This window comes from Micromonospora sp. NPDC007230 (assembly GCF_042869115.1).
Lineage (GTDB): Bacteria > Actinomycetota > Actinomycetes > Mycobacteriales > Micromonosporaceae > Micromonospora.
In genome coordinates this window covers 282484-302652 of record NZ_JBIAFE010000003.1, presented here as the reverse complement: position 1 = coordinate 302652, position 20169 = coordinate 282484, and the positions used below count along the sequence as shown (strand labels likewise).

The following is a 20169-nucleotide window of genomic DNA, read 5'->3' as shown; positions in this document are numbered from 1 at the left end:
GTGTCATCGAGGGGGAGACGTGGAGCCGAGGGGGAGAGCCGACTGTTCCCGGCGGCGGCCGGTGCCGGGAGGCGGCCGGTGAACCGCCCCGTCGTCGTCCAGCACTTCGCCGGCTCGCCCGGGGCGAACGGCCCGTTGACCGCGGTCGAGCGGGTGCTCGCCTCGCCGCTCGCCGAGCGCTACGAGTTCCTCCGCATGCACCAGCCGCACGGCAACGGCGCACTGGACGTGCCACTGTTGCGGCAGTGGGTGAGCATGCTGCGTCGGGTGCGGCCGGACCTGGTGCACGTACGGGGCCTGCAGAACGAGGGTTTCCACGGGGTCCTCGCGGCGCGGCTCGCCGGTTGCCGGCGGATCCTGGTCACGGTGCACGGGACCGTACGGGACCTGCGGCACGCGGGCCGGTCCTGGCGGCGCCGGCTGCTCGTCCACGGCGCGGAACCGTTCACCCTGCGAGCCGCCACGCACGTCGCCACCGTCTGTGAGTACGCCGCCGGGCGTGACTTCCTGGCCGCCGCGGGCACCCGGTTCATCGGTGTCATCCCGAACGGTGTTCCCCTGCCGCCGGAACCCGCGGCCAGTCGGGACCGGGTCCGCGCCGCGCTGAACTTGCGGCCCGATGACGTCGTGATGATCGCGGTAGCGCGGTTGACCTGGGACAAGGGGTACGGCGTGCTGGCTGACGCCCTGCGCCGGCTGCCTCCGACGACCGGTCGACGCGTGCTGCTCGTCGCCGGTGCCGGGCCCGACCGGGCCGGCATCGCGGCGGCCTTGGCCAGAGTGGATGCGACCGAGTGCCGGCCGCTGGGAAACCGGCTGGATGTACCGGACCTGCTCTCGGCCGCCGACATCTTCGTCTTCCCGAGCCTGCACGAGAACCTGTCGAACGCGTTGCTGGAGGCGATGGCGCACGGGCTGCCGGTAGTCGCCTCGGCGGTGGGCGGCAACGTGGAGGTGCTGCGTTCCGGGGGCGGCCGGCTGGTGCCGGCAGGTGATCCGGAAGCCCTGGCGGCGGCGTTGGTGCCCCTGCTCGACGAGCCGGCTGAGCGGCGCCACCTGGGGGAGATCGCACGAAAAGTCGTTGCCGAGCGCTACAGCCTTGATGTCATGCTTGCGGCCCTCGATGGCGCCTACCAGCGGGTGTTGCAGCGGTGAGCACAGCGGGCAACCCGTCGGTCGTGCTGCTCGGCTTCACCGTGCCGGACGACCTCCTCGTGGAGATCATGAAACGGGACTGGGTCATGCCGGTCCAGACCCATACGTTCGCCTGGGGTCTCGTCCGTAGCCTGCGCGCCGCAGATTGCCCGGTCCACCTCCTCTCCGCCGCGCCCGTCTCCAACTGGCCCGGCAACCGGCAACTCCGCTTCCGGTCCGGCTCCTTTCGGCAGGACGGCGTGGCGGGGCAGCTGCTCGGCTTCGTCAATGTGCTCGGGCTGAAGCACCTCACCCGCTTCGCCACGGTGTGGCGGATGGGCGCGCGGACGCTGCGGGAATCGAGGGCGGACGTGTTGCTGGTGCACGGCGTGCATTCGCCGTTCTTGTGGTTCGGCGCGCTGCGCGCGCGTCGACTGGGCGTACGGGTGGTCCCCGTGTTGACCGATCCGCCCAGCGTCGTCCTGCCCACCGACGGACGGCTGGTCCGGCTGCTGCGCCGGCTTGATCGGGCGTTGGTCCAGATGGCACTGTCGCGCTGCTCCGGGGTAATCGCGTTGACGCCTGCCCTCGCCGACGATTTCGCTCCGGGCCTGCCCCGGCTGGTCATGGAAGGCATCTTCCATGCGGTGCCCAACCCCTCGACCACGGTCGAAGAGCCGACGACAGCGGCGCGGGGTGCTCGGGAGATCGTCTATGCCGGAGGTCTCAGCCGTTCGTACGGGGTGGACAGGCTGGTTGCGGCGTTCCGGGGGTTGCCGGACTGCGACCTGCGGCTGCGGGTGTACGGACGGGGTGAACTGGAGCGGTGGATTGCCGGCCAGGCTGCCGAGGATCCCCGCATCGCGCTGCCCGAACTACTGCCTCGAGAGGCACTGCTGCCCCGGCTGGCCAGCGCTTCCGTACTGGTGAACCCCCGTCCGGTCGGGCAGGACTTCGTCCGGTGGTCTTTTCCGTCGAAGCTCATCGAGTACCTGGCCACCGGCGTTCCGGTGGTGACCACTCGGCTTACCGGCATTCCCGCCGACTACGAGCCGTGGCTGCAGTTCGCCGATTCGGACAGCGCGGCGGGCCTGCGGGAGGCCATTGATCGGGTCCTTCGGCTGCCCCCCGAGGAGGGTGCCCGGATCGGACGCGGCGGGGCGGCCTTCGTTCGTGGCACCCGTGGACCGTCCGCACAGGGCAGGCGGATGCGCAGCTTCCTTGCCGCGCTTGCTGGGTCCAGCCACTCCGAACGCTCGCCCGAAGTGGTGGCTGCCGCCGCTCGCACCCCTTGACGCCACGACCTCGGTTGCGCTGCCCGATTTGCGTGACTCATCGGGGGCTCTGCTCGTTGTCCCGTGGTAAGCCGCGCCGATCGCCGGGCTTGGCGTACGACCGGACGGGGGACGACGTGGAGCTAGCGGTGACGGGTGGCCCCACCTTCATCGGCGTCGGTCCGGTGCGGGTGGACATGACCCCGGCAGTCACTCGGGTCATGGCGGTCGCGGATCCCTCCACCCGGCTGTCGCAGAACCTGAACGGCTCGCAGGCACCGCTGCGGCTCGCCGGCCAGTAGGAGCAGGCCGTGTCCACGACGCTCGCCGACCGGGACGGGCCCCCAGCCAGCGCCGGCCGCGCACCCGACCGCACCCGGCGACTGCTCTCGGGCGTGGCCACCGCGCTGGTCAGCCGGGCCGCCGGTTTCCTCACGCCGATCCTGACGGTCCCGGTGACTCTGCCGTTCCTCGGCAAGGACCTGTACGGCCTCTGGATGGCCGTCGCCTCGCTGTCCGCCATGGCGGCCTTCGCAGACCTCGGGCTGGGCAGCGGTCTGATGACCAAGCTGGCCCCCTGCTACGCGCACGGCGACACCATCCGGGCGCGGCGCTACATATCCAGCGCATACCTGACCCTCTCCCTGCTCGCGGTCTTCCTGACCGGGCTGCTCTGGCTGCTCGCCGACGCCATCCCGTGGGTTGAGGTCTTCAACGTGACCGGCCAGATCACCCCCGAGCAGACCCGGCTCATCTCATTGATCAGCCTCACCGCGTTCGCGCTCAACGTCCCGCTCTCGCTGATCGTCCGCGTGCAGTACGCCTACCAGCAGGTCAGCTGGAGCAACGTGTGGCAGACCGGGGGCAACCTGGCCGGCGTGGCGACGGTGCTGGGGCTGGTCTGGGCCGACCAGTCGCCGACCCTGGTCATCGCCGCGTCGGCCGCCGCCCCGTTGCTGGTCAACCTGGCGAACACGGTCTGGTTCTTCGGACGACAGAGCCCGCAGCTGCGCCCGCGGCTGGGGGCGGTGGAGGCAGCGACCGCTCGAGAGTTGACCCGACTCAGTGGCCTGTTCTTCCTGGTGACCATGGTCATGTCGGCCGCCACCAACGCCGACACGCTCATCATCGCGCACACCCTCGGCCTGTCCAGCGTGGCCGCCTTCGCCGTGCCGGCGAAGCTGCTGGCCCAGGTCGGGCTCGTCGCCGCGCTCGTGAACGTACCGCTCTGGCCCGCCAATGGGGATGCCCTGGCGCAGCGGCAGCTCGACTGGGTGCAGCGGATCACCCGCCGAATGACAGTCGTCTCGGTGCTCGCTGCGGGCCTGCCAGCCGTTGCCTTCGTGCTGCTCGGCGATCGGCTCTTCGCCGTGTGGCTTCCGGTGCCGATGGATGGTGACCCGTGGCTGCTGGCTGGTCTCGGCGTGTGGTGGGTGCTCCAGGCCGGGCTCTCGCCGCGGTTCATGGTGCAGAACGCCGCCGGTGTCATCGGGCCGCAACTGATCGGTTGGACTGTCTTCCTGGCGCTGTCGACTGTCGGCAAGTGGTACGGCGCCGAGTGGCTCGGCGTCAACGCCGTGCCCTGGGTCGGCGCCGCCTGCTACGCGCTGACCGTCGTTCCAACAGCGCTCTACGGCTATCACCGGACGCTGCGGCGGCACCGCCCCAAGGTGATCGAGGAAGGATCGGGTGAGCAGCTTGTCGCCCCGTGAGGAGTTCCCTCGGGTGCTGATCGTGAGCGGGGCGGTCCTGGACCGCACCACCGGCACCGGGATCACATTGTCGAACCTGTTCGCCGGCTGGCCGGCGGACCGGCTGTCCCAGCTCTACCTCGATGACCGGGAGCCGGGGCCGGGGATCGGTGGCACGTTCAGGCGGTTCGTGCTTGAAAACGCACCGGTGGAGCACCGCGTCCTCCGGTTGTGGCACCGGATCCGCGGGCACCCTACCAGCGGCACAGCGGGGCCAGAGGTCGAGCAACCGGCCGTCGCGCCGCTCCCCGGTCCGCTGCGCGCCCGGCTCCGCGTCCAGCTGCGGGCGTTCTTCGACCTCAGCCCGATCCGGGTACCGCACGACATGCGCGCATGGCTGCGTGCACAACGCCCGGAGGTCATCTACACGCCCCTGGGCAGCATCCGGATGATGCGTCTCGCCGTTGTCGCCGCCGAGGAGTGCCAGGTGCCCTTGGTGCCGCATTTCATGGACGACTGGCCGAGCACCCTTTACGCGCAGGGACAGGTGCTCGGCCTGCCCCGCCTCGCCGTGCGCGCCGGCGTCGGGGAGACGCTGCGGCACAGCTCGTACGGGATGGGGATCAGCGAGCCGATGGCCCGCGAGTTCGAGCGCCGGTACCGGCTGCCGTTTGCCGCCTTCGGCAACTGCGTGAACGCGGCGGAGTTCGCGGCCCCGGACGCTTCGCCGGACCTTGAGCAGGACCGGCCGGTGGTTGAGCTCGTCTACGTGGGCGGCCTGCATCTGGACCGCTGGCGGTCGCTGCGTCGGGTATGCGAAGCCGTGGGACTCCTCGCGGCGCGGGACGTGCCGGTCCGGCTCACGGTGCACGCGCCGACGGCGGACCTGGCCCACTACGGCGACGCGTTCGCCGGGCTGTCGGCGGTCCGGCTGGGCCGATCGTTGGACAGCGCCGAGGTGGGTGCGGTGTTGCGCCGGTCAGACGTGCTGGTACACGTCGAGTCCTTCGCGGCCGAGCACCGCCGCTACACCCGCTACTCACTGTCCACCAAGATCCCGCAGTACCTGGCGGCCGGCCGGCCGGTGCTCGGCTTCGGTCCGGCCGAGCTGGCCTCCATGGCCCACATCGGCGCGGCGCGGGCCGGCGTGGTGGTCGGCGTGGACGATCCCACCGCGCTCGCGACCGAGCTGTCCCGGCTCTGCACCGACCGCGCCCTGCGCGACCGCCTCGGTCGGCAGGGCCTGGCGTACGCGGTGCGCCACCACCGCGCGGACCAGGTGGCGGCCCGCTTCGCCGAGGTGCTCCGGGAGGCGGCTGGCCGCCCGACCGGCCTCCCGCCGGCGCACCGCCGGCGGTTGCAGGCAGCAGAGGTGTCCAGAGGCTGAGCCGGCACCGGGGCCGCCGGCTGGGATGCGTTCATCGGCTTATCAGGTTCCGCGCTCCCCAGCCGACGGCGGCCAACCGGGGGACTGGCTGGTGGAACCGACCGGGGCCCGGCCTGCGAACCTGGCCGGGCAAGGGACGTGCTGCCGAGCCCGCCGACTCAACCCGTAGTGGGCCTGGAGATCTTCGCCGGTGTGCCGCGGGGCAGCGACTGGGGAATCACGCGAGTGGACCGGTGATGCCGGCCGTTCGACGCCCAGCCGCCGGCCGGGACGCCCGCCTGCGGCAGCACGCTGATCAGCGCGAGGACGAGCCAGAACGCCAGCGATGTCTCCCACTGCCCACTGAGCCAGATCGGGACCATGGCGGCGGCGAAGGTACCGCTCAACAGCAAACTGACCCGACCGGTGCGGGCGGTGGCGAGCAGCGCCGCGGCGATCGCGCCGAAGTAGAGCAGCACACCTACCAGGCCGAGATCGTTGCCGACGGTCAGCAGCAGGTTGTGCGGTCCGATCTCGAACGGGTTGGTGCCGATGAAAACTCCGGCGCCAGAACCGGTCAGCAAATCCTCCGACCACGTCTTCAGGGCGTACGGCCAGATGGCGAGGCGGCCGGAGAGGTCGCCGGTGGGTCGGTCGTACAGGTTGTCGAGCCACATGATCTGGCGTTCCGGAAGGAGTTCGAGCGGCACCAGCACAACGAGCGCGATGACGACCACGACCAGCGTGCCCACGGTCAGCCGAGGCACGAGCCGGGCCATGAGAAGCACCGCCGCCCCGAGCACCATGCCGACGGCTGCCCCTCGGCACCCGGTGAGCAGGACGGCGTACCCGAGGAACATGGCGATCGCCAGCGGGCTGAGCCGCAGCAGCAGCCGGCCGGTGGTGACCGCGGCAACAACCAGGGCCAGCACCATACCCGCCGTCAGGGTGTACGCGGTGAAGTTCAGGTTGATGCCGTCGATTCCGTACCGCTGGCCGAACAGGTCCACCGGGCCCTGCGACCGCGCCCCGGTGATGACCTCGATCGCGACGACGGCGCAGCCGGCCAGGAACGTCCAGCCGACCAGCAACAGGTCCCGCCGGGTGCGCAGCACATGCCGAGCGGCCACGAAGAGCAGGCACACCGAGGCGTAACGGTAGGCCGAGGGCGCCGTGAGGTCGGCCCAGTCCGTCCAGATCAGACTCGCGTACGCCCAACCGCCGGTGAGGAGCGCGAGGACGTCCGCCGTGTGCAGGCGCGGCAGCCGGACGGTGAGCGCGACGGCGACGACCGCGAGGATCGCCGCGTAGTTGAACGACCACGAGGGTGGCCTGGCCGTCATGAAGGCCACCACGCAGAGCACGAGCACGCTGGCCAGGCCTCCGCCTGGTGCTCCGGTTCCGGATGTCGCTGATGGGCGCCGGGGAGACGGTAGACCGGCCGCGGCGGCCGGCAGGGCCGGGTAGTCGGTCGGTGCGGCGTGCGGGATCGCGGCCAGGACACGGCCGACCCGCGGCGGCGCCGCCGTCATGGGCGTGCCCTCCCAGGTCGGACGGTTGGGATGCACCGCCGGCGAGGCAGTCGTGTCCCCAGTCGGCGTCGATTCGAGCCTGACGAGTTACCGCGCGGCATGAAACTCCTTCGGTGACGGGTCAGGAGGCCCGCGCAGGGGTGGGCTCTCGGCGGACGTCTGAGCCGGAGTCCGCCAGCGGGCAGCACGAAACCGTTCTACCAGTCAAATGGCGTTGAAGAGTGTGATTCCGCAAGTATCCGCTATGAAAACGGCCGAGACGTTGAGATGATTACGGTCCTTTGTGGCATTTGCGGGAAACGCGTATCCGCTGCTGGGGCCCGTCGTTGACCCGGGTGGCCGTATCGGCCGAGGCCGTCCTCGTGCCCATCGGGCGCGAGCGTCCGGCTCGAAACAGCGCGTGGTGATCCGCCGTACTGGCGGGTGCGACCGCCCGTCGGGGACGAACGGGAGAAACAATGAGCTTGATGACTGCGGGTAGCCGGGTGCTGATCACCGGCGGGACCGGTTCCTTCGGACAGACCATGGCGCGTCGGCTGCTGGACCGGGATGTGGCCGAGGTGCGCATCCTCAGCCGCGACGAGGCGAAGCAGGACGCCATGCGGCGCGTGTTCGGCGACGAGCGGCTGCGCTACTACGTCGGCGACGTGCGGGACCGGGACAGCGTGCTGCGAGCGACCCGCGGCGTCGACTTCGTCTTCCATGCCGCCGCCCTGAAGCAGGTGCCGTCCTGCGAGTTCTTTCCGCTGGAAGCCGTTCGTACGAACATCCTGGGCAGTGCCAACGTGATCGAGGGCGCCGCGGAGAGCGGGGTCAGCTCGGTGGTCGTGCTCAGCACCGACAAGGCCGTCTACCCGGTGAACGCGATGGGCATGAGCAAGGCCCTGATGGAGAAGGTGGCCCAGGCGTACGCCCGGAACAACCCGGACAGCGGGACCGTCGTGTCGTGCGTGCGGTACGGCAACGTCATGTACTCGCGTGGCTCGGTCATCCCGCTCTTCGTCGAGCAGATCAAGGCCGGTCGTTCGCTCACCGTGACGGATCCGACCATGACCCGCTTCCTCATGTCGTTGACCGACTCGGTCGAGCTGGTCGAGCACGCATTCCACAACGGCCGCCCTGGTGACGTCTTCATCCGAAAGGCCGCGGCGTGCACCATCGGGGATCTCGCCGAGGCGGTCTGCCAGCTCTTCGACGTGCCGTTCAAGCTCGAGGTGATCGGAGTCCGGCACAGCGAGAAGTGGGACGAGACGCTGGCCAGCCGCGAGGAACTGTCCCAGGCGCACGACTTCGGCGACTTCTTCCGAGTGCCGCTGGACGCGCGGGACCTCAACTACGCCCTGTACGTCTCAGAGGGCGCCCTCGGCGAGAAGGCGACCGAGGACTTCAACTCGGCCAACGCGCCGCGCCTGGACGTACCCCAGATCATGGACCTGCTGCGCACCCTGCCGGAGATCCGCGCGGAGCTGGCCCTGCGGGATCCGGTGCTGGCGTGCTGAGGCTCGCGCTCACCGGCGGGCAGGGCTTCCTCGGCTGGCACGTCCGGGTGCTCGCCCGCGCCCTGGGCTGGCCAGACCCGGTCCTGATCGATCGCGCCGAGCTGCTCGACGAGGCGACGCTGGCGGCGAAGTTGGACGGCGTCGACCGGGTGCTGCACCTGGCCGGGGTGAACCGGGGCGACCCGCGAGAGGTCGCCGCCGGGAACGTCGAGCTGGCCGCCGCCCTCGTCCGCGGCCTGCGCCGCTGCGCCACCCCGCCCGGGACGGTGGTCTTCGCCAACTCGGTGCAGGCGGGCAACGGCACCCCGTACGGCGACTCCAAGGCGGTCGCCGCCGTCACCCTGGCGGCCGCCCGTCCCGACCTGGTGGATGTGCAGCTGCCCAACCTGTACGGCGAGCACGGCCTGCCCTACTACAACTCGGTGGTGGCCACCTTCTGCCGGATGCTCGCCGAGCAGCGGTCGCCGGAGGTGCACGAGGACCGGGAGCTGACCCTGGTGCATGTCACCGACGCGGCGGCCCGGCTGATGGGCGCTCCGGCGGGCGACTCGTGGGACGCCGGCATGCCGGGGCTGCGTACCGGGGTGCGGGAACTGGCCGACCGGCTCGCCGGATTCGCGGCGCTGTACCGGGGCGGCGAGATACCGCCGCTTACCGACCGGCACGCCGTCCGTTTGTTCAACACCTACCGGTCGCACTGCTTTCCGGCGCACTACCCGCTGCCGCTCACCCGCCGCGCCGACGCGCGCGGCGAACTGGTCGAGACGGTCAAGGTGCACGGTGGCGGCGGCCAGACGTTCTGCTCCACGAGTCGCCCCGGAGTGGTCCGGGGTGAGCACTTCCACCTCGCCAAGGTGGAGCGGTTCTGCGTGCTGCGGGGCAGCGCCGAGATCCGGTTGCGCCGCGTCGGCGACGACGCCGTCGTCCGGTTCCCGGTCGACGGCGCTGAGCCGGTGGTGGTGGACATGCCGACGATGTGGGTGCACAACATCGTGAACACCGGCTCGGCCGAACTGCTCACCCTCTTCTGGACCAACGAGGTCTTCGACCCCGCCCGACCCGACACCTGGCCGGAGCCGGTGGAGTTGACCATCGCGGAGCCGGCCGTGGCGGCGGCGTAGGGAGGAGCAGGCATGACCCGAGTGATGACGGTGGTCGGTACGCGCCCGGAGATCATCCGGTTGTCCCGGGTGTTGGACCGGTTGGACCGTACGGTGGACCACGTCCTCGTGCACACCGGACAGAACTGGGACCGCTCGCTGTCCGACGTGTTCTTCACCGAGCTGCGGCTGCGTGAGCCGGACCGGTTCCTGCGGGTGGACACCTCGTCGCTGGGGCGGGTGCTCGGCGGGGTGCTGATCGGCATGGAGGACGCCATCGCCGAGGTGCGTCCCGACGCCCTGCTGGTGCTGGGCGACACCAACAGCTGCATCGCCGCCCTGATGGCCCGTCGGATGCGGGTGCCGGTCTACCACATGGAGGCGGGCAACCGCTGCTTCGACCTCAACGTGCCGGAGGAGACCAACCGCCGGCTGGTCGACCACGTCGCCGACTTCAATCTGGTCTACACCGAGCACGCCCGGCGCAACCTGCTCGCCGAGGGGTTGCACCCGCGGCGCATCCTGCACACCGGGTCGCCGATGCGGGAGGTGCTGACGCACTACCTGCCGGACATCGAGCGCTCGACGGTGCTTGACCAGCTCGGGCTGGACGAGGGCGGGTACTTCCTGGTCAGTGCGCACCGGGAGGAGAACGTGGACCGGCCGGACCGGCTCGGCCGGCTGCTCGACTGCCTGCGGGCCGTCCGGGACGCCTGGGGCCTGCCGGTGCTGGTGTCCACCCATCCGCGTACCCGCAAGCGGCTGGAGGTGCTGGCGGCCGATGCGCTGACCCTCGACGGGATCACCTTCCACGAGCCGTTCGGGCTCATCGACTACGTCCAGTTGCAGCGCCGGGCCCGATGCACGCTCTCCGACAGCGGCACGATCAGCGAGGAGTCCGCGATCCTCGGGTTCCCCGCGGTGACGTTGCGCGAGTCGATCGAGCGGCCGGAGGCGCTGGACGCGGGCGGCATCGTGATGACCGGCCTGGACCCGGCCGGGGTCGTGGAGGCGGTCGGCGTGGTGGTCGAGCAGGTCGCCGCCGACGGCGTGCCCTGCCCGGTCGACTACCAGGTGACCGACACCTCCCGCCGGGTGGTCGACTTCATCCTCTCCACCGTCCGCCGGCACCACGAGTGGGCCGGCATCCGTCGCTGACCCGTCCGAGCCACGAGAAAAAGGGCCGGGGACCACGAGGTCCCCGGCCCTCTTCCGGTGAGGTCAGCGGCCGATGACCGCCTGCACGGTTCGGGCGAGGATCAGCAGGTCGCCGAGGAAGCTGCGGGTCTCGACGTAGCGCACGTACATCTCCACCTTGCGAGGCAGCACCACCGACACGTAGTACTCCTCCGGCTGCGGCGCGCGGGCCAGCTCCGCCGACTCGTTGCGGTACGTGATCGACGCCGGGTCGGTGATGCCCGGACGCACCGAGAGGATGCGCCAGCGGGCCAGCGGCGGCCAGCAGTCGACGTACCTGCGGACCTCCGGGCGCGGACCGACCAGGCTCATGTGGCCGACCAGCACGTCGAAGAGCTGGGGGAGCTCGTCCAGCTTGCTTGCCCGCAGCAGCCGGCCGACCCGGGTGATCCGGGCGTCGGTGTCCGCGGTGACGGCGGCGCCGGGTCCGGCCCGCATGGTTCGGAACTTGCGGATGTGGAAGCTGCGCCCGGCCCGGCCGGCGCGTTCCTGCCGGAAGAACACCGGCCCGCCGTCGTCCAGCCGGATCGCCAGGGCGATCACGGCCAGGACGGGGGCGCAGAGGATCAGGGCCGCCGCCGCGACGACGACGTCGAAGAGTCTTTTGATCACTGAAGCACCTTGTGGACGGTCGTGATGACGCGGTCGACCTGCTCGTCGGTCATAGCCGAGAAGATGGGCAGGCTGACCACGCGCGCGAACTCCGCGCTGGCGACGGGGAACATGGCATCGGTGAGGTGGTACCGGTGCCGCCAGTAGCTGTGCTGGTGCAGCGGAATGAAGTGCACGCTGCAGCCCACGCCGAGGCGGGACATTTCCTGGATGAACCCGTCCCGGCCGGGTGCCGCCTCGGGGCGTAGCCGGACCACGAAGAGGTGCCAGGCGTGCACGTCGCCGGCGGGAGCGGGCGTGGGCAGGTCGAGGGGGAGTCCGGCGAAGGCCTCGCGGTACCAGCCGGCGATCTCCTCGCGGCGCGCTCGCATGGCCTCCGCGCGGTCGAGCTGGACCAGGCCGAGCGCGGCCGCCGGATCGGTGAGGTTGCATTTCCAGCCGGCCTCGACCACGTCGTACCGCCACGCCGGCCGGTCGCTGCGGTAGCGGTCGAAGCCGTCCCGGTCGAACCCGTGCAGCCGGGTGGTGCGGATCCGCCGGGCCAGGTCGGGGTCGCGGGTGACCACCATCCCGCCCTCGCCCGTGGTGATCGTCTTCGTCGCGTAGAAGCTGAACACCGTCGCCGCGCTCGGTCCGGCTCCGGCGGCGACTCCCTGGCTGCTCGCCGGGAACGAGTGTGCGGCGTCCTCGACCACGGCCAGCTGGTGGCGCTCGGCGAACGCCCGCAGCTGCGCCGGGGCGACGAGCTGGCCGGCGAAGTGCACGGGCAGCACCGCGACGGTCCTCGGCGTGACCTTCCGGGCCGCGTCGGCGAAGTCGATGTGCAGGGTCACCGGGTCGACGTCGACCAGCACGGGTTCGGCGCCCAGGTGCACGACGACCTCGGCGGTGGCGGTGAAGGTCCAGGTCGGCACCAGCACCTCCATGCCCGGCCCGACGCCGAGCGCCTCCAGGGCCAGGTGCAGGCCGGCGGTCGCCGAGTTCACCGCGATGGCGCTGACCCCCGGTCCGCACGCCTCGGCGAACCGCTGCTCGAAGCGCGGCACCAACGGCCCGCTGGAGAGCCACCCGGAGCGGAGGGCGGCCGTGACGGCAGCGATCTCCTCCTCGCCGATGTCAGGCAACGCGAACGGAAGGCCGCTGTCTCCCACCAAAACTCCTCTTTGCTGCCTTGGTCCGTTTTGCCTTGTCGGAGGTTAAACTCCCTTCGCCCTTTCTGGTGACTATTTGCCCATTTGCGAATATGGTTCGTGAGGTGACGAATGCGGGTCGGTCTGCTGACCCAGTGGTACGACCCCGAGCCGGGGCCGGCGGCGCTGCCCGGAACGCTCGCGCGCGGCCTCGCCCGACGCGGCCACACGGTCCAGGTGCTCACCGGCTTCCCGAACTACCCGACCGGCCGGCTGGCCCCCGGCTACCGGATGAGCCGGCGGCAGGACGAGGTGGACGCCGAGGGGGTGCGGATCCGCCGCGTCGCCCTCTACCCGAGCCACGACGACTCCCCGCTGCGCCGGCTGGCCACCTACGGCACCTTCGCCGCCTCGGCCCTCGCCTCCGGCACCGACGCCCTGCGGGGCCTGGACGCGCTCTGGGTGAGCAACTCCCCGATCACCGTCTCGCTGCCGATGTGGTTCGCCCGCTACGCGCACCGGATCCCGGTGGTGCTGCACGTGCTCGACCTGTGGCCGGACAGCGCGCAGGCCAGTGGCTTCCTCGGCGCGGGGCGGCGGGGCGCGCTGCTGGCCCGGGGCATGGCCGGCTGGTGCGCGGCGATGTACCGGTCCGCCGCCCAGGTGGCGTACATCTCGCCCAGTGTCGGTGAGCTGCTGGTCCGCCGGGGGGTGCCCGAGCACAAGCTGGTGCACATTCCGATGTGGGCCGACGAGAACCCCGCGGCCGCTCCGGGCGACCTCCGTGCAGAGCTGGGCCTGCGCGACGACCAGATCGTCCTGGTGTACGCCGGGACGATGGGAGAGGCGCAGGGGCTCGACGCCCTCGTCGACGCCGTGGCGATGGTCGACGACCCACGGCTGGTCTGCCTCTTCGCCGGCTCCGGGGGGTGCGAGGAACGCCTGCGCCGGCAGGTCGCGCAGCACGGGCTGTCGAACGTGCGGTTCCTCGGCCGGCTACCGGCCGAGCGGATGCCGGCGCTGCTGCGTACCGGCGATGCGCACGTGGTCAGCCTGCGGCCCACCGGCATGTCGGCGTACACGATGCCGAGCAAGGCCCAGGCGATCCTCGCCGCCGGCCGCGCGCTGCTCGTCGCGGCGGATGGTGACGCCGCAGCGGTGGCGTCGGCGAGCGGTGCGGGGATCACCGCCCGGCCCGGAGACCCCCACTCGATCGCCGACGCCGTCCGTGCGGTGTGCGCGCTGGGACGCGAGAAGCTGGACCTGCTCGGCCGGGACGGCCGGGAGTTCTACGACCGGGAGTACTCCCTGGCCTCCGGGGTACGACGGGTGGAGGAGGCGCTGCGCGCCGCCGCCTGGGCGGGCGGGCGCCGATGAGCCCGGTCGGCGACCTCGACGTCCTGCGCCCCGGTGACGTCCGCCGGGCCGCGGCGCTGCACGTCCGCGCGTTCGAGCGGTTCTTCCTGTCCACTCTCGGCGAGCCCTTCCTGCGTGAGTTCTACGCCGGCTTCGTCCGAGACCCCGACGCGGTCACCGCGGTCGCCCGGGACCCCGACGGCCATCTGGTCGGCATGGTCGTCGGCACCGTCGCCCCGGAGCTGTTCTTCCGCCGGCTGCTGCGGCAGCGCGGCCCGTGGCTCGCGCTGGCGAGCATGCCGGCGGTGCTCCGTCGCCCGGCGGTGGCACTGCGTGTGCTGCGTGGGGTCGCCTACCGTGGCGATGCGCCGGTCGAGACCCGGGGGGCATTGCTCAGCTCGATCTGCGTCGACCCCGCCGCCGAGCACGGCGGGCACGGGCGACGGCTCATCGACACCTGGTGGCAGGGAGTCCGCCGGCGGGGGGTGACCTCGGCGTACCTGACCACCGACGCGGACGGCAACGACCGGGTGAACGCCTTCTACGAGCGGGCGGGCTGGACGCTGCGGGGCAGCTGGACCACCCGCGAAGGGCGGCGGATGAACTGCTACGGCATCTCGGCCACGCCGTCCGTGCCGCGCGTGGGCGAGACGGCCGGCTGATCGGTACAGTGCGGCGACCGGCGGCGTGTGAGCCGCCCGACCGCAGGGAGTACCCGCCGTGTTGCACCTCCGGGTGATCGCACCGTCCGACCGGTCGTCCGCAGTGGTCGACATGTTGGCCGCGGAACCCGGCGTCACCCACCTCGCGGTGCTGTCCGGTGCCGCGCGGCAACCGCAGGGCGACCTGGTGCTGTGCGACGTGGTCCGGGAGAGCGCCGACGACGTCCTGCGGCGGCTCCAGGAACTCGGCGTCGAGGCGCGCGGCGGCATCTCCGCCGACGACGTCGAGGTGACGCTCTCGGCGGCGGCGGAACGGGCCGCCCGGGAGGCGCCGGGGCACGGGGAGGATGCACTGGTCTGGGACGAGATCGCCGCGAAGACCGGCGAGCAGACGGTGCTCAGCGGCACGTTCCTGGCTCTCATCATGGTGGCCACGATGATCGCCGGTATCGGCGTGCTGCTCGACCAGCCGATCCTGATCGTTGGGGCGATGGTGGTCGGCCCCGAATTCGGCCCGCTCGCCGCACTCAGCGTCGCACTGCTGCGGCGCAACTGGCGGGTGGTCGGCCGGTCGGTGCAAGCCCTGGTCGTCGGATTCCTGGCCGCAATGCTGGTGACTGTGCTGAGCACCTGGGCGTTGACCGCGGCAGGTCTGGTCAGCCGGGCCACGCTGCTGGCGCCCCGGCCGCTGACCGACTTCATCTGGCGGCCGGACGCACTCTCCTGGGTGGTCGGTCTGCTCGCCGGTGTCGCCGGCATGCTCTCCCTGACCTCGAAGAAGTCCGGCGCGCTGGTCGGGGTGCTGATCTCGGTGACCACCGTGCCGGCCGCCGCGAACGTGGCAGTGGCGGCGGCGTACGGCGTATGGCAGGAGGCGGCAGGTTCGTCGCTCCAGCTGATGATCAACCTGCTCGCGATCGTGCTGGCCGGCCTTGCCACCCTGGTCGTACAGCAGCTGTGGTGGTGGCGAATCCGCCACCGGGCGGCCGGATACCGGGCCGCCGGGGGCTGAGCCGGCTCAGCCCCAGTCGTCGCCAGCTGCCAGCCGCCGGGTGAGCAGATCCCGCAGCGGCATCGACTCCCCGTCCCGGCCACCGCGCCCGACCACCAGTGGCGGCGGGGTCGGCTCGGGGTCGGCCCCGAACAGCCGCGAGCGGAGGCTGGGCGGCACGGTCAGCAGGTAGAACCGGCCCTCGGCGTCGACCGCTCGGCTGCGCGCCCGGTCCACGTACCACCCCGTGAGGCGGGTGCGGTAGCGGGCGCGGCCGTCGTAGGACGCCACGGTCAGCCGGTCCGGGCGCAGGCCGCGCCGGGTCGCCTCGGCCGCGAACCGGGCCACCAGCTCCGCCGCCTCGGCCTGCTCGGCGGCGCGCTGCCGGGCGTCGGCCTCGGCGTGCGCCCGCACCGCGCGGCGCTGCCGCTCCCGCCACTCCAGGCCGTCGTCCGCCACCCGTGCCACGGTACGCGGGCCTCACCGGCCCGCCGCCGGGACGCCCTCGCATCACGGCTGGCCGGCGGCCGTCCGGTGCCCGCGCCGCCTCAACCAGCGCGCCCGGTCCGCCCGCGTCAGCTCCGGGCGGTCCGTTTCCGGTCGCGCTGTCGAGCTGACGCCGTCCGGCGATCCGTTGACGACATCAGCTCGACAGCGTGGGCCGAGAGTCAGGCCAGGCCGGCGCGGCGCAGCGCGTCCGCCATGGCGCCGTTGGCCGGGGCCGGCGCTCCGCCGCCGCGCCCCGGCCGCTGCTGCGGCCCACCGCGCGCGCCGCCCCGGTCCCCGCGCGGCGCACCGCCCTGACCGCCGCGCTGGCCGTCGCCCTGACCGCCGCGCTGACCGCCACGCTGGCCGTCGCCCTGGCCGCCCCGCGCGCCGCCGCCCTGGCCACCGCGCTCCCGCCGGCCGTCAGCCGGGCGACCACCGCCGGCGGGCGCCTCGTCGTCCAGCCGCAGGCTCAGCGAGATGCGCTTGCGGGGTACATCGACGTCGAGCACCCGGACCCGGACCACGTCGCCGGACTTCACCACGTCCCGCGGGTCCTTCACGAAGGTGTGCGACATGGCCGACACGTGCACCAGACCGTCCTGGTGCACGCCGACGTCGACGAACGCGCCGAACGCGGCCACGTTGGTGACCACACCCTCCAGCACCATCCCGGGCTTCAGGTCACCGATCGTCTCGACCCCCTCGACGAACGTCGCCGTCCGGAACTCGGGGCGCGGGTCGCGGCCGGGCTTCTCCAACTCAGCGAGGATGTCGGTGACGGTGGGCAGGCCGAACGTCTCGTCGACGAACTCGGTCGCCTTCAGTCCGCGCAGGATCCTGCTCTGCCCGATCAGCGAGCGGACGTCCTGCCCGGTGTGGGCGAGGATCCGCCGCACCACCGGGTACGCCTCGGGGTGCACGCTCGAGGAGTCCAGCGGGTCGTCGCCGCCGGGGATGCGCAGGAAGCCCGCGCACTGCTCGAACGCCTTCGGCCCGAGCCGGGGCACCTTCCTCAGGTCGGCCCGCGTGCGGAAGGGCCCGTTGGCGTCCCGATGCAGCACGATGTTCTCCGCCAGCCCGGCGCCGATGCCGGAGACCCGGGTGAGCAGGGGAGCGGAGGCGGTGTTGACGTCGACGCCGACCGCGTTGACGCAGTCCTCGACCACCGCGTCCAGCGAGCGGGACAGCTTCACCTCGGACAGGTCGTGCTGGTACTGCCCGACGCCGATCGAGCGCGGGTCGATCTTCACGAGCTCGGCGAGCGGGTCCTGGAGGCGGCGGGCGATGGAGACCGCGCCGCGCAGCGACACGTCCAGCTCGGGCAGCTCCTGCGAGGCGTACGCGGAGGCGGAGTAGACCGACGCGCCGGCCTCGGACACCACCACCTTGGTCAGCTTCAGCTCCGGGTGCCGCTTGATCAGGTCGCCGGCCAGCTTGTCGGTCTCCCGGCTGGCGGTGCCGTTGCCGATCGCGATCAGCTCCACCCGGTGCGCCGCGGCCAGCTTGGCGAGGACGTCGATGGAGGCGTCCCACTGCCGGCGCGGCTCGTGCGGGTAGATGGTGTGGGTGGCGACCACCTTGCCGGTGGCGTCCACCACCGCCACCTTCACGCCGGTCCGCAGGCCCGGGTCCAGGCCCATGGTCACCCGGGTGCCGGCGGGCGCGGCCAGCAGCAGGTCGCGCAGGTTGGTCGCGAATACCCGCACGGCCTCCTCCTCGGCCGCCTGCCAGAGCCGCATCCGCAGGTCCGCGCCGAGGTGGATGAGGATTCGGGTCCGCCAGGCCCAGCGCACCGTGTCGGTCAGCCACTTGTCCGCCGGGCGCCCCTGGTCGCTGACCCCGAACCGGCCGGCGATCGCCGCCTCGTACCGGGTCGGGCCGCTGGCCACGGCGTCGGAGTCACCCTCCGGCTCCGGGTCCATGGTCAGGTCGAGCACGCCCTCCTTCTCGCCGCGCAACATGGCGAGGATCCGGTGCGAGGGGAGCTTCGGGTACGGCTCGGCGAAGTCGAAGTAGTCGGCGAACTTGGCGCCGGCGCTCTCCTGGCCGTCGCGTACCCGGGAGACCAGCCGGCCCCGCGACCACATCTGCTCCCGGAGCGTGCCGATCAGGTCGGCGTCCTCGGCGAAGCGCTCGATGAGGATGGCCCGGGCGCCCTCCAGCGCGGCGGCCGGGTCGGCCACCCCCCGGTCCGCGTCGACGTAGCCGGCGGCCGCCTCCCGAGGGTCCAGCGTCGGGTCGCCGAGCAGCGCGTCGGCCAGGGGCTCCAGCCCGGCCTCGCGGGCGATCTGCGCCCGGGTCCGCCGCTTGGGCTTGTACGGCAGGTAGATGTCCTCGAGCCGGGACTTCGAGTCGGCCGCCATGATCTGCGCTTCCAGGGCCTCGTCGAGCTTGCCCTGGGAGCGGATCGACTCCAGCACCGCGGCGCGTCGCTCGTCCAGCTCGCGCAGGTAGCGCAGCCGCTCCTCGAGGGTGCGCAGCTGCGCGTCGTCGAGTGAGCCGGTGGCCTCCTTGCGGTATCGGGCGATGAACGGCACGGTGGCGCCGCCGTCGAGCAGCTCCACGGCCGCCCGCACCTGACGTTCGGCGACGCTGAGCTCGTCGGCGATCCGCTGATGAACAGACTGGGTCACGATCTGATCCGCCTTCTCGGGTGGGTTCCGTCGTGCATTCTGCCGTCCGCCCCGGACGCTCCGCGCCCCGGCGCACCCACCGGCGTGGATCGCCCGCCGATATCACGAAAACGGACTTACGGCATCAGAAGTCCCTCTAGCCTCCTAACCAGGTGATTCCTCCGTCCAACTGGAGCCCGGGTGAGTGCTGAGAAGCTGGTCGTGATCGGCCAGGGTTACGTCGGTCTGCCGCTGGCCATGCGGGCCGTCGAAGCGGGCATGGACGTCGTCGGTCTGGACGTTGACACCGACCGCGTCAAGCGGCTCGCGTCGGGTGAGTCATTCGTGGAGGACATCCCGGCTGACCGGCTCGGCCGGGCGCTCAGCAGCGGCCGGTACCGGCCGAGCGCGGAGTACCCCGATGCCGAGGGCTTCGACGTCTGCGTGATCACGGTGCCGACCCCGCTGCGGGACGGCACCCCGGACCTGAGTTACGTGGAGCAGGCCGGCATCGGCATCGGCCCGTACGTCCGACCGGGCTGCACGGTGGTGCTGGAGTCGACCACGTACCCGGGCACCACCGAGGAGTTGCTGCGTCCGCTCCTGGAGTCAGCCAGCGGACTGCGCAGCCCGGGTGACTTCCACCTCGGCTACAGCCCGGAGCGCATCGATCCGGGTAACCCCACCTGGCGGCTGGAGAACACCCCGAAGGTGGTTTCCGGGGTGGACGCGGCGTCGCTGGCCCGGGTCGACGAGTTCTACCGGCGCATCGTGGCGCGCACGGTGCCCGTGGCCTCGACCCGGGTGGCCGAGCTGACCAAGCTGATCGAGAACACCTTCCGCCAGGTCAACATCGCCCTGATCAACGAGCTCACCATGCTCTCCCACCATCTGGACATCGATGTGTGGCAGGCGATCGAGGCCGCCGAGACGAAGCCGTTCGGGTTCATGCCGTTCCGGCCCGGGCCCGGCGTCGGGGGGCACTGCCTGCCGATCGACCCCTGCTACCTCTCCTGGCAGGTGAAGCGGCGGCTGGGCCGGCAGTTCCGCTTCATCGAACTGGCGAACGACGTCAACCACGAGATGCCCGAGCACGTGACGCAACGGATCATGGCCGGACTCAACCGGACCGGCCGCGCGGTCAGCGGTGCCCGGCTGCTGCTGCTCGGGCTGGCGTACAAGAAGAACACCGGCGACATGCGCGACTCGCCGGCCGTGGAGGTGGCCCGGCGGCTGCGCGACCTCGGCGCGGAGGTCCGGGCCGTCGAGCCGTACGCCGAGCCGCACCACATCCCCGGCGGGGTGCTGGTGGTGCGGTTGACCGAACAGGAGGTCGCCGCGGCCGACGCGGTGGTCGTGGTGACGGATCACGACGTCTTCGACTACGACATGGTGACCAGGCACGGGCGCTATGTCTTCGACACCCGTAACCGGTGCGCGGGGCCGGCGGTGGAGCGCCTGTAGGACACCGGGGCGCCCGGCCCGGACGCCGACCCGTCGCTGCTGGCCGGGTCGCTGCGCTAC

At 71.8% G+C, this 20169-nt stretch carries 17 protein-coding genes; 12 read left to right on the top strand and 5 right to left on the bottom strand.

Annotated elements, in window-relative coordinates; genetic code table 11:
• Nucleotides 1–78: 78 nt before the first annotated feature.
• The 5 genes from ACFYML_RS06635 (at nt 79) to ACFYML_RS06615 (ending at nt 5486) form a co-directional block, all read left to right on the top strand.
• On the top strand, nt 79–1155 hold the full coding sequence (locus ACFYML_RS06635) for a glycosyltransferase (RefSeq protein WP_387419630.1): 1077 nt from the start codon (nt 79–81) through the stop codon (nt 1153–1155).
• Nucleotides 1156–1178: 23 nt separating this feature from the next.
• Complete coding sequence (locus tag ACFYML_RS06630; RefSeq protein WP_387419629.1) at nt 1179–2429, top strand: glycosyltransferase; 1251 nt, start codon at nt 1179–1181, stop codon at nt 2427–2429.
• A gap of 128 nt (nt 2430–2557) precedes the next feature.
• On the top strand, nt 2558–2710 hold the full coding sequence (locus tag ACFYML_RS06625) for a hypothetical protein (RefSeq protein ID WP_387419628.1): 153 nt from the start codon (nt 2558–2560) through the stop codon (nt 2708–2710).
• A 9-nt stretch (nt 2711–2719) separates the two neighbouring features.
• A complete protein-coding gene (locus ACFYML_RS06620) occupies nt 2720–4120 on the top strand; it encodes a lipopolysaccharide biosynthesis protein (RefSeq protein WP_387419627.1) in 1401 nt (466 codons plus the stop codon).
• Nucleotides 4098–5486, top strand: a complete 1389-nt coding sequence (locus ACFYML_RS06615) for a glycosyltransferase (protein ID WP_387419626.1) — start codon at nt 4098–4100, stop codon at nt 5484–5486. The genes ACFYML_RS06620 and ACFYML_RS06615 overlap by 23 nt, the downstream gene beginning before the upstream one ends.
• A 158-nt stretch (nt 5487–5644) precedes the next feature.
• On the opposite strand, the gene ACFYML_RS06610 is transcribed toward ACFYML_RS06615, so the two are convergent.
• Nucleotides 5645–6808 carry an O-antigen ligase family protein gene (locus ACFYML_RS06610; RefSeq protein WP_387419625.1) on the bottom strand — a complete coding sequence of 388 codons (1164 nt, stop codon included), beginning with the start codon at nt 6806–6808 and terminating at the stop codon, nt 5645–5647.
• Between the two features lie 656 nt (nt 6809–7464).
• On the opposite strand from ACFYML_RS06610, the gene ACFYML_RS06605 reads away from it, so the two are divergent.
• Genes ACFYML_RS06605 through wecB form a run of 3 tightly spaced genes read left to right on the top strand, consistent with a single transcriptional unit; the run spans nt 7465 to nt 10754 of the window.
• Nucleotides 7465–8496, top strand: coding sequence for a polysaccharide biosynthesis protein (locus ACFYML_RS06605; RefSeq protein ID WP_387277531.1), 1032 nt, complete (start codon nt 7465–7467; stop codon nt 8494–8496).
• Nucleotides 8490–9617 (top strand): NAD-dependent epimerase/dehydratase family protein, encoded by a 1128-nt coding sequence (locus tag ACFYML_RS06600; RefSeq protein WP_387419624.1) that lies wholly within the window; start codon nt 8490–8492, stop codon nt 9615–9617. Before ACFYML_RS06605 ends, ACFYML_RS06600 begins: the two co-directional genes overlap by 7 nt.
• A 12-nt stretch (nt 9618–9629) precedes the next feature.
• Nucleotides 9630–10754, top strand: coding sequence for a non-hydrolyzing UDP-N-acetylglucosamine 2-epimerase (wecB, locus tag ACFYML_RS06595; protein WP_387419623.1), 1125 nt, complete (start codon nt 9630–9632; stop codon nt 10752–10754).
• A 63-nt stretch (nt 10755–10817) separates the two neighbouring features.
• Here the strand turns inward: wecB and ACFYML_RS06590 are convergent, their stop codons facing one another.
• Together ACFYML_RS06590 and ACFYML_RS06585 are read right to left on the bottom strand one after the other, a co-directional pair.
• Entirely contained in the window at nt 10818–11405 is a 588-nt protein-coding gene (locus ACFYML_RS06590; protein ID WP_387419622.1) for a sugar transferase, read from the bottom strand.
• Nucleotides 11402–12556, bottom strand: coding sequence for a DegT/DnrJ/EryC1/StrS family aminotransferase (locus tag ACFYML_RS06585; protein WP_387419621.1), 1155 nt, complete (start codon nt 12554–12556; stop codon nt 11402–11404). The genes ACFYML_RS06590 and ACFYML_RS06585 overlap by 4 nt, the downstream gene beginning before the upstream one ends.
• A 111-nt stretch (nt 12557–12667) precedes the next feature.
• On the opposite strand from ACFYML_RS06585, the gene ACFYML_RS06580 reads away from it, so the two are divergent.
• Genes ACFYML_RS06580 through ACFYML_RS06570 form a run of 3 tightly spaced genes read left to right on the top strand, consistent with a single transcriptional unit; the run spans nt 12668 to nt 15565 of the window.
• Complete coding sequence (locus ACFYML_RS06580; RefSeq protein WP_387419620.1) at nt 12668–13912, top strand: glycosyltransferase family 4 protein; 1245 nt, start codon at nt 12668–12670, stop codon at nt 13910–13912.
• Entirely contained in the window at nt 13909–14553 is a 645-nt protein-coding gene (locus ACFYML_RS06575) for a GNAT family N-acetyltransferase (RefSeq protein ID WP_387419619.1), read from the top strand. The genes ACFYML_RS06580 and ACFYML_RS06575 overlap by 4 nt, the downstream gene beginning before the upstream one ends.
• A gap of 58 nt (nt 14554–14611) precedes the next feature.
• Nucleotides 14612–15565, top strand: a complete 954-nt coding sequence (locus ACFYML_RS06570; RefSeq protein WP_387277544.1) for a DUF389 domain-containing protein — start codon at nt 14612–14614, stop codon at nt 15563–15565.
• 6 nt (nt 15566–15571) lie between these two features.
• On the opposite strand, the gene ACFYML_RS06565 is transcribed toward ACFYML_RS06570, so the two are convergent.
• Nucleotides 15572–16003 (bottom strand): hypothetical protein, encoded by a 432-nt coding sequence (locus tag ACFYML_RS06565; RefSeq protein WP_387419618.1) that lies wholly within the window; start codon nt 16001–16003, stop codon nt 15572–15574.
• 209 nt (nt 16004–16212) lie between these two features.
• Nucleotides 16213–18666 carry a Tex family protein gene (locus tag ACFYML_RS06560; RefSeq protein ID WP_387419617.1) on the bottom strand — a complete coding sequence of 818 codons (2454 nt, stop codon included), beginning with the start codon at nt 18664–18666 and terminating at the stop codon, nt 16213–16215.
• Nucleotides 18667–18846: 180 nt separating this feature from the next.
• Between ACFYML_RS06560 and ACFYML_RS06555 the strand changes: the two genes are divergently transcribed.
• On the top strand, nt 18847–20109 hold the full coding sequence (locus ACFYML_RS06555) for a nucleotide sugar dehydrogenase (protein ID WP_387419616.1): 1263 nt from the start codon (nt 18847–18849) through the stop codon (nt 20107–20109).
• Nucleotides 20110–20169 lie beyond the last annotated feature (60 nt).

What these genes read in the sequence shown, in the direction of transcription:
- ACFYML_RS06575 (WP_387419619.1), top strand. Translation starts at nt 13,909, where the DNA reads ATGAGCCCGGTCGGCGACCTCGACGTCCTGCGCCCCGGTGACGTCCGC.
- wecB (WP_387419623.1), top strand. Translation starts at nt 9,630, where the DNA reads ATGACCCGAGTGATGACGGTGGTCGGTACGCGCCCGGAGATCATCCGG.
- ACFYML_RS06610 (WP_387419625.1), bottom strand. Translation starts at nt 6,808, where the DNA reads ATGACGGCCAGGCCACCCTCGTGGTCGTTCAACTACGCGGCGATCCTC.
- ACFYML_RS06580 (WP_387419620.1), top strand. Translation starts at nt 12,668, where the DNA reads ATGCGGGTCGGTCTGCTGACCCAGTGGTACGACCCCGAGCCGGGGCCG.
- ACFYML_RS06605 (WP_387277531.1), top strand. Translation starts at nt 7,465, where the DNA reads ATGACTGCGGGTAGCCGGGTGCTGATCACCGGCGGGACCGGTTCCTTC.